The 7870-nt window shown below is 71.4% G+C and carries 7 protein-coding genes; 2 read left to right on the forward strand and 5 right to left on the reverse strand.

Features of this window, described 5'->3' with window-relative positions; translation table 11 throughout:
• Window positions 1-151 precede the first annotated feature (151 nt).
• From ACFYR3_RS07885 to ACFYR3_RS07905, 5 genes are all read right to left on the reverse strand, one after another.
• A complete protein-coding gene (locus ACFYR3_RS07885; RefSeq protein ID WP_389282001.1) occupies window positions 152-2650 on the reverse strand; it encodes a DUF4132 domain-containing protein in 2499 nt (832 codons plus the stop codon).
• Window positions 2651-2794: 144 nt separating this feature from the next.
• On the reverse strand, window positions 2795-3202 hold the full coding sequence (gene msrB / locus ACFYR3_RS07890; RefSeq protein ID WP_355840025.1) for a peptide-methionine (R)-S-oxide reductase MsrB: 408 nt from the start codon (window positions 3200-3202) through the stop codon (window positions 2795-2797).
• Window positions 3203-3247: 45 nt separating this feature from the next.
• Complete coding sequence (gene murC / locus ACFYR3_RS07895; protein ID WP_355840024.1) at window positions 3248-4636, reverse strand: UDP-N-acetylmuramate--L-alanine ligase; 1389 nt, start codon at window positions 4634-4636, stop codon at window positions 3248-3250.
• 233 nt (window positions 4637-4869) lie between these two features.
• Window positions 4870-5343 carry an indole-3-glycerol phosphate synthase gene (locus ACFYR3_RS07900; protein WP_389282003.1) on the reverse strand — a complete coding sequence of 158 codons (474 nt, stop codon included), beginning with the start codon at window positions 5341-5343 and terminating at the stop codon, window positions 4870-4872.
• A 131-nt stretch (window positions 5344-5474) separates the two neighbouring features.
• Window positions 5475-6281, reverse strand: coding sequence for a pyrimidine reductase family protein (locus ACFYR3_RS07905; RefSeq protein ID WP_389282005.1), 807 nt, complete (start codon window positions 6279-6281; stop codon window positions 5475-5477).
• 36 nt (window positions 6282-6317) lie between these two features.
• Between ACFYR3_RS07905 and zapE the strand changes: the two genes are divergently transcribed.
• Entirely contained in the window at window positions 6318-7424 is a 1107-nt protein-coding gene (zapE, locus tag ACFYR3_RS07910; RefSeq protein ID WP_355840021.1) for a cell division protein ZapE, read from the forward strand.
• Between the two features lie 210 nt (window positions 7425-7634).
• Window positions 7635-7870 (forward strand): SPFH domain-containing protein (locus ACFYR3_RS07915; RefSeq protein ID WP_355840019.1); only part of this gene is annotated, 236 nt, incomplete at its 3' end.

Raw genomic sequence — 7870 nt, forward strand, 5'->3', positions numbered from 1 at the left:
CCGTTGGGCGATCGCCACCACCACCGCGGGGCGCGCCGGATCACCGCGGGCGATCAGCTCCCCACGGTCATCCGTTCGGGGCGCCGCGCGACCTCCCACTCGGTGAGCGGCTTGCCCGTCGCGGTCTCCTCCCGGAACGTCGCGATGGCCATCAGGCACCTCGCTTGATCTGCCTGAGGATGGACTCGTCGGTGATCTCGGTGTCGGCGGCGAGCAGAAACGCCTTGCTGAGGATCAGGGAGAGCCGGTCGTCCTCGAACGGCAGGAACACCTTGCCGTCCCCCGAGCGCCGCGCCGGGACGATGCACAGGTAGCTGTCGTCCGGCTGCATCAGGATGTTGGCCGAGCCCAGGTGGATCTTGTACGTGCGCAGCTCACCGCGGACGATCAGGAAGCGGCCGTCGAGCGTGCACCGGCCGGCGATCTTCAGGCGCGGCAGGATCCGTTCCAGGGCGTCGCGGCGGACCTCGGCGCTCGCCGTCAGCGCACCGAACGTGGCCGTCCGCCAGTACCCGGCGTAGCGGTCCCCGCCCCGGTCGGTCCAGTCGGGATCGGCGGCGATCGAGGTCACGCCGACGAAGAGGTCCACGTCGCGCATCGCCTCGCTGAACACCAGCGGGGGCACCTCCGCCAGCGGGACCTCCCGCCAACGCCGGCCGTCCCGCCGCTCGAATCGGACCTGGTCCGTCGCGGCGTGCTCGGGCGTGTAGCCGCTGCCGTCGTCGTCCGCGGCGGGCTCGTGGTGGAAGCAGGCCCGCCACTCGCCGTCGCCGAACTCGGCCCGTGCCTCCCCGTCGTAGCCGCCGTCGTGCCGGCCGAGGAAGTTGGCCTGCCAGCCGCGTTCCTTGAACAGCGCGTAGAGCTGCCGGTAGTGGACGATGTGGGCGGCGAACCGGTTGGAGTAGACACCGGTCTCCTCCTCCGCCGGGGTGAGCAGGTAGATCTCCCGGAAGGCCTGTTTGAACGGCTGCCGCAGTCGTTCGGCGAGGAGCCGCTCCCGCCACGCCCTGATGTCGTCCGTCGACGCCCGGATGGGATGCCACAACCGGACGCGCTCGGGCCGTCCGGGCGGCTCGGCCGTCGGTGCCACCGCACGCCGTGTGCCGTCCGTGTCCTGGAACTCCCAGATCAGGCCGCGGACGAGACCCCCGGTGACCGGATGGTCGCGGTAGTGGCGGCACCACTCGTCGTACGGCCACTCGCGCCCGGCCGACATCAGCGCCTCGACGCGGGCCCGCTCACCGGACAGCGTCGCCCGCACCTCCTTGGCCAGGGCCTTCAACTCCTTGAGCTCGTCCGGGAAGCCGTCCTTCACCGCCGCCGGAGCCGTGCGGGACGTCCCTCCGTCGGGGCGCGTGAAGGTGAGCCGCACGGCCGCCGCTTCCTCGATCGCCACCCGGACCCGGTGTCCGCCCAACTCCCGTGCCAGCGAACCGTCCGGCGCCAGGCCGTGGTCCGGCACGCTGCGCTCGATGAGCTGCTCCGCCGTGATGCCCTGCTTCCCGGCTGCCGTCACCAGCGCGGTGTCGAGCTGCTTGCGCAGAGCCCGGTGCTTGATCCGGGACCGCAACCGCCACAGGACCTCCAGAGAGGCCGGATCGCCGGTCTCGGCCAGCGCGTTGATCGCCGCGCCCGCGAGCTTGATGTCCTCGATCACGCCGGTTCCGAGACGGCCGGTCCGGACGGCGAGCGCGTCGAGGTGCCGCACCGCGGCCGGTCCGCCGGTCAGCGCGGCCGCCCAGACGACGCCGCGCGCCAGGTCACCGTCGTTCCGGTGGACGACGTAGTGGTAGCAGTGATCGCCGTGGGGCAGGCCGGTGTGCGCACCGCTTCCCCCGCTGCACAGCGGATCGTCCTCGGCCAGCGCCCGTAGGACGTCGGCCACGAGGTCCCGCGCCGACGCCGCGTCCGCGAGTTCGAGGCACGTCCGCCGCCACCTCTGCGTGGGGCGCGGCCCCGACAGGCTCGCCAAGTGCCGCACGAAACCAGCCAGTTCCGGAGTCGGAGAGGTCTTCGCACGGTCGCTCAGCGGGGAGGCCCAGGGAGCGTATGCGGGGATCAGTCCCTCGGGGATGTGCGCCTCGTCCACGCTCGCGAGCAGCGCGCGGAGGCGCTGGGCGAGCGACGCGCGCAGGCGCGCGTCGACAGTGGTTTCCATGAGTTCCGTGTGTGCGTGCCGCAGCCAGGGCATGACAGCACGGCGGCCGTCGGCGTCGAGTCGGCCGGCGGCGTTCAGCACCAGCCCCAGCGAATCGGCGAACCAGAAGCCCATGCCGTACTCGGTGGCGCGGAGCAGCATCACCGCGATCTCGTCGGGCGTCCAGCCGCGCACCCGGGAGATCAGAGGCCCGATCTCGGCGTCGTACTGCCACAAGCTCGTGTCGTCGAGGCAGGCGGCCAGTATGAGGCACAGGATCGCGGCCCTGCCCTCCTCGTCCGCGCAGACCGCGAGCCGCCCGTCGATCTCGGCCCGGGTCGCCGCCCCTGCCGCCTCGTATCGCCGGTGGTCGTCGTAGATGGATCGCCGGAACTCGGTCCGCTGACGTTCCAGGAGGTCGACGAGCCAGCGGACCCGGTCGAGCGCGGCGGACCTCACGTCGTCGAGTGAGTCGTTCCTACGGGATTCGGCCACCAAGGCGTCGTACAGCATGGCGGGATAGTGGCAGAGGGGACTGACAACGCGATCGACTCCGGCCCGACCGTGATCACGGGCTGCCGACGGATCCAGCACCGGAAGACAGCGACGGGGTCGGCCCTGGCTGGAGCCGACCCCGCTTCACCTGCTCTCAAATCCTCACGTCTCGTCCGGAGCCAACCGCAACGAGATCGAGTTGATGCAGTACCGCTGATCCGTCGGCGTCGCGTACCCCTCGCCCTCGAAGACATGCCCGAGGTGCGATCCGCAGCGCGCGCACCGCACCTCGGTGCGCACCATGCCGTGCGAGCTGTCCTGGATCAGCTCGACCGCGTCGGAGTCCTTCGGGTCGTAGAAGGACGGCCAGCCGCAGTGCGACTCGAACTTCTCCGTGGAGGTGAAGAGTTCGGCGCCGCAGGCGCGACAGGAGTAGACACCCGTCGTCTTGGTGTCGGTGTACTCACCGGTGAAGGCGGGCTCGGTGCCCGCCTTGCGCAGCACCGTGTACTCGGCCGGGGTCAGCTCCGCGCGCCACTGCTCGTCCGGCTTTTCGATGTCGTACGACATGAAGCTCAACCCCTCACGCTCAAGGAGGCCCACTGGGGGCCACGGTCACTCGGACAGCCGGGCGAGGATCTCCGGTCCGAGATCCGTCACGTCGCCCGCGCCCATGGTGAGAACGAGATCACCGGGCTTCGTCATTCCCGCGACGACGGACGGCACCTCGGCCTTGTCGTGGACCGGGGTCACATCGGCGCCGGCGGCCCGTGCGGCCTGGAGGATCAGCTCGCTGGTGACACCGGGGATCGGGTCCTCGCGGGCCGGGTAGATGTCCAGGACGACCGAGGCGTCCGCCAGCGCCAGGGCCTCGCCCATCTCCTTGCCCAGCTCCTGGGTGCGGGAGAACAGGTGCGGCTGGAAGACCACGAGGATGCGGCCCGAGGCGCCGGCCCGCATGGCCTCCAGGTCGGCGGTCATCTCGGTCGGGTGGTGCGCGTAGGAGTCGACGACCTGGACGCCGGCCGCCTCGCCCTTCAGCTGGAGGCGGCGCTTGACGCCGGTGTAGGAGGCGAGCGCGGGGGCCAGCTCGGCGGCCGGGATGCCCAGGGCGACACCCGCGGCCAGTGCCGCCACCGCGTTGTGCGCGTAGTGGCGGCCGGGGACCGAGACCGCGAAGGTCAGCTCGGCGCCGTCCAGCAGGACCGTCACCTCGCTCTTCAGGCCCTGCGGGACCACGGAGAGCACCCGGACGTCCGCGTCGGCGGCATCGCCGTACGTCACCACGCGCACGTCACGGCCCGTGACCCGGCGGGTCAGCTCGCGGGCGCCCTCGTGGTCCGCGGAGATCACCAGCGTGCCGCCCTCGGTGACGCGGCCCACGAACGTCTCGAAGGACTCGTAGATCTCTTCCATGGACGCGTAGTTGGCGTGGTGGTCGAGCTCGACGTTGAGGATGATCGCGACCTCGGGCGCGTACTTGTGGAAGCTGCGGTCCGACTCGTCGGCCTCGGCGACGAAGATCTCGCCCTCGCCGTGCAGGGCGTTCGAACCGGGGGCGTCGAGGTCGCCGCCGATGGCGTACGACGGGGAGAGGCCGAGCGACGACAGGGACACGGCCAGCATCGACGTGGTGGTCGTCTTGCCGTGGGTGCCCGCGACCGCGATCGGGCGCAGGCCGTCCATCAGGCGGGCGAGGGCGTCCGAGCGGTGGACCACCGGGATACCGAGTTCGGCGGCGCGGGCGAGCTCCGGGTTGTCCGCGCGGATCGCGGAGGAGACCACGACACAGGTGGCGTCAGGGGCGAGGTGGTCGGCCGCGTGCCCGATGTGCACCGTGGCGCCCAGCGCGCGCAGGGCCTCGGCGGTGGCGGACTCCTTCGCGTCGCTGCCCGCCACCTGGGCTCCGCGCTGCGCGAGGATCTTCGCGATGCCCGACATCCCGGCGCCGCCGATGCCGATGAAGTGCGGTCGGTCCATCGCGGTAGGAAGGCCGGGTGCCATGCGTGTATCTCCCCAAGATCCGGTACGAAGGTGGGCGCGCTCTCCCGAAGAGAACGCGGACCCAGCCTATTGGGTGCGGCGGACAGCGCCTCACAAGGGACACCGGCGGACGCGCCCCGACCACCCGGGGCGTACCCCCCGGCCCCGGGACTCAGGGGTACGCCACTCACGCCCGGGGGCTCGGCACCGCGCCGCACTCACGCGTCGCACGGGGCCCGGAATCCGGAGCCGGCTCACACCTTGCTGTGCGAGAACAGCTTCAGCACCGGCACGCCGACCTTGTGGCGGGCCCGGGAGGCCCAGTCGCGGTGGAAGAACTCCTCCACGTAGTGGGGGTCGGTCAGCACGATGACCTCATCGGCCTCCACCTCGTCGACCAGGCCTTTCAGCGCGTCGAGCGGGTGGTCCTCGATGAGCCGTCCCTCGGCCGTGCTGCCGGACGCGCGCAGAGCCAGCAGCGACACCTCCAGCGCCTGCTCGCCCTGACTGGCGGCCGCCTCGCCCTCGGGCGTCCTGCCCTCGCGTGTCGCCTCGTCGATCTCGCCGAGCGCTACGTCGTCGATGGCCCGCAGCAGCCGGTCCGCCTGGTCGCCCCGGGGCTGGAGCAGCACGTGGAAGGCGACCGCCTCGTCACCGTGCAAGGTCGTGACGAACTCCACGTCGGCGGACGTCAGGGCCTTCTCGATCATCAATACGCTTGTGAACACGACAGGCGCCCTTCTCGTCCGTGGGCCGTCCCGGCCCCTGCGGAAACCATCCTGCCCCGTGATCGCACGGGTACTGCGCGATTTAGTGTGCCCGGCGGAAGATAAACGGAACCGACTGTTCCGTCCGCCGGTCAGGGCCGACGGTATCGGCTGTACAGGAACCCGGCCTCTTCCAGCAAAGACACTAGTTCGAACTGCCGCGGGACCGGCACCGAGGGTCCTCCGGCGATCCGCTGCGCGTCGCCCGCGGCGAGCATCGGGGCCAGCGTCAGGCACATCTCGTCCAGCACACCGGCCGCGATCAGCTGGCCCAGCAGCCGGGGCCCTCCCTCGGTCAGCAGCCTGGTGTACCCGAGGTCGCCCAGGGCCCGTACGGCGCGGGCGGGATCGATCCCCGTGCCGTCCCCGGCGATCACCACCTGCGCGCCCGCCCGCTCGGCCGCCGCGATGCGGTCCGGGGCGGCCGCGGCACCGGTCAGCACCAGCGTGGGCACCAGGGGCGAGGTGAAGAGCGGCAGCGAGAAGTCAAGGTCGAGGCTCGCCGTGACCACCGCGATCGCGGGCGCGGGGCCCTGCCCGGCGGCCTCCCGGAGAGCAGCGAAGGCCTCACGCGCGCGTGCCGGCCGGTATCCCTCCTGCCGCACCGTTTCCGCTCCCACGACCACGACATCCGCGAGCCCCCTGAGGACACCGAAGATCCGCATGTCGGTGGCGTTGGAAATGGGCTGCGAGCGCCCGTCGTGCTGGGCGGCGCCGTCGAGCGTCGACACCATGTTGGCCCGCAGCCAGGGCTCCCGGACCTCGGGGTAGGCGTACGCCTCCGCGAGTTCACCGAGCTCCCACTCGCGCTCCGCCACATCCGTCGCGGAGGCCTCGGCGGAGGCCTGGGCGGAGGCCTGGGCTGCTGTTTCGTAGGTCACAGGGAACAGGCGTCGCATCCGTGCAGTGTGGCACGGCGCATAGAGTGGGGAACCGTGTCGTCCACCTCCACCGCCTCCGCGATCGACCCGATAGCCGAAGCGGCCCCCCTGTCCCTGTGCGCCCGCGAGCCGCACGTCCCCGCCGACCGGCTCGTCGCCGAGATGGTGCCGCCGCCGCGCTTCGACTCGGTCCGCTTCGCCACGTACATCCCGGACCCGAACCAGCCGAGCCAGACCGAGGCCGTGGGCATCCTCGAAAACTTCGCCGGCGGGCTCGGCGGGGCCCACGCCATCGGCGCCCCCAAGCGGAGGCTGTTCGGCTTCGGCAGGGCCCCGAAGACTCCGGCCGGCCCGCGGGGTGTCTACCTGGACGGCGGCTACGGCGTCGGCAAGACCCACCTCCTCGCCTCCTTGTGGCACGCGACCCCGGCGGAGCCCTCGCTCAAGGCGTTCGGCACCTTCGTGGAGCTGACGAACCTGGTCGGCGCGCTCGGCTTCCAGAAGACCGTGCAGACCCTCTCCGGGCACCGCCTCCTGTGCATCGACGAATTCGAACTCGACGACCCGGGCGACACCGTCCTCGTCTCCACACTCCTCGGCAAGCTGGTCGACGCGGGTGTCGCACTCGCGGCCACTTCGAACACGCTTCCGGGCAAGCTCGGTGAGGGCCGGTTCGCGTCCGCCGACTTCCTGCGGGAGATCCAGGGCCTGTCGGCTCGATTCCGCCCGCTGCGCATCGACGGTGAGGACTACCGCCACCGCGGGCTGCCCGAGGCGCCCGCCCCGTTCTCCGACGAGCAGGTCACCAAGGCCGCGTACGCCACCGACGGCGCGTCCCTGGACGACTTCCCGCATCTGCTGGACCACCTGGCGCGCGTCCACCCCAGCCGGTACGGCGCGCTGACCGACGGGATCAGGGCGGTCTGCCTCACCGACGTCCAGCCCGTCCCGGACCAGTCGACGGCGCTGCGGCTCGTCGTGCTCGCCGACCGGCTGTACGACCGCGAGGTGCCGGTCCTCGCCTCCGGAATGCCCTTCGACCGGCTGTTCAGCGAGGAGATGCTGAACGGCGGCTACCGCAAGAAGTACTTCCGCGCGATCTCCCGCCTGACCGCGCTCGCCCGCGACGCCAAGGTGCTCGTGGAGGGCGGGGGATCCTAGGATCCGTCCTCCTTGCGGATCCGCCCCGCGAGGAGCGGGTGTCACCACCCCCGCCCGCCCTCCACTGGGCCCGGTTCCAGGCACTCCACCGAACGTTCTTCCTGGCGCCCCGCCTGCCCTCTTCCCCGCGGGCAGGCCCGGCAAGGACCGCGCTTCCGCGACGTAAAGTGGAAATGTCAGGTAAATCGGGCGACCCGGAAGGTGGTCCTGATGATCCAGGAACTCATCGCGGCGATCGCGGTGACCGCTTCCGCCGGTGTGGTCTATGTCGCGGCCGGTGCGAGGGTCGTCAAGCAGTACGAACGCGGGGTCGTGCTCCGCCTCGGACGGCTCGCGGGAGAGGTCCGCCCGCCCGGCTTCACCATGGTCGTGCCCTTCGTGGACCGGTTGCGCAAGGTCAACATGCAGATCGTGACCCTGTCCGTGCCGGCCCAGGAGGGCATCAC

Origin of the sequence: Streptomyces sp. NPDC005784, assembly GCF_042871525.1 — a bacterium.
In the GTDB taxonomy this organism is placed as follows: domain Bacteria; phylum Actinomycetota; class Actinomycetes; order Streptomycetales; family Streptomycetaceae; genus Streptomyces.

What these genes read in the sequence shown, in the direction of transcription:
- ACFYR3_RS07885 (WP_389282001.1), bottom strand. Translation starts at nt 2,650, where the DNA reads ATGCTGTACGACGCCTTGGTGGCCGAATCCCGTAGGAACGACTCACTC.
- msrB (WP_355840025.1), bottom strand. Translation starts at nt 3,202, where the DNA reads ATGTCGTACGACATCGAAAAGCCGGACGAGCAGTGGCGCGCGGAGCTG.
- murC (WP_355840024.1), bottom strand. Translation starts at nt 4,636, where the DNA reads ATGGCACCCGGCCTTCCTACCGCGATGGACCGACCGCACTTCATCGGC.
- ACFYR3_RS07905 (WP_389282005.1), bottom strand. Translation starts at nt 6,281, where the DNA reads ATGCGACGCCTGTTCCCTGTGACCTACGAAACAGCAGCCCAGGCCTCC.